Origin of the sequence: Exiguobacterium sp. UBA7533, from assembly GCF_002479335.1 — a bacterium.
Taxonomy (GTDB): Bacteria; Bacillota; Bacilli; order Exiguobacteriales; family Exiguobacteriaceae; genus Exiguobacterium_A.
The window spans coordinates 1-618 of the sequence record NZ_DLMP01000006.1 but is presented as its reverse complement, the minus strand read 5'-3'; the positions used below and the strand labels follow the sequence as shown (position 1 = coordinate 618).

1 protein-coding gene is annotated in these 618 nt (G+C 49.4%); it reads left to right on the top strand.

The features are described 5' to 3' along the window. Positions 1–123: 123 nt before the first annotated feature. A partial coding sequence (gene dinB / locus B2U10_RS11035) for a DNA polymerase IV (RefSeq protein WP_290787726.1) occupies positions 124–618 on the top strand: 495 nt, incomplete at its 3' end.

The window sequence follows — 618 nt, the reverse complement described above, 5'->3', positions numbered from 1 at the left end:
TGGCGTGGATGGTTAGGCGCTCTTGTGCGTATGCCAAAGAATAGTCGACCAAAAAAATAGATATCAGAACATAAGTTCGTTATACTAATTGTATCATATCCACTGAAAGGAGACGCTTGTCCGATGGAACGAAAAATCATTCATATTGATATGGACGCCTTTTATGCTTCCGTCGAGCAACGCGATCGTCCTCGATTAAAAGGTGTTCCTGTCGTCGTTGGTGGACCGCCTCATGCCCGTGGTGTCGTAGCGACCTGTTCCTATGAAGCACGGAAATACGGTATCCATAGCGCGATGCCCTCAAGACGCGCGTTCCAACTGTGCCCTCGTGCCGTCTTCATTCGTCCTCGTTTTGACGTCTACCGGACCGTCAGTGCGCAAATCATGGAGCTTTTTCGAGAAGTGACACCGCTCGTCGAGCCGCTCTCGCTTGATGAGGCGTATCTTGACGTCACGGAAAATTATTTCGATCAAAAAAGTGCGACGTATATCGCGCAATATATCCTGAAACAAATTAAAGAACGAACGGGTCTGACAGCCTCTGCCGGTGTCTCTAACTCTAAGCTCGTCGCGAAGGTCGCTTCCGGATACGAAAAGCCAAACGGGATGACCGTCGTC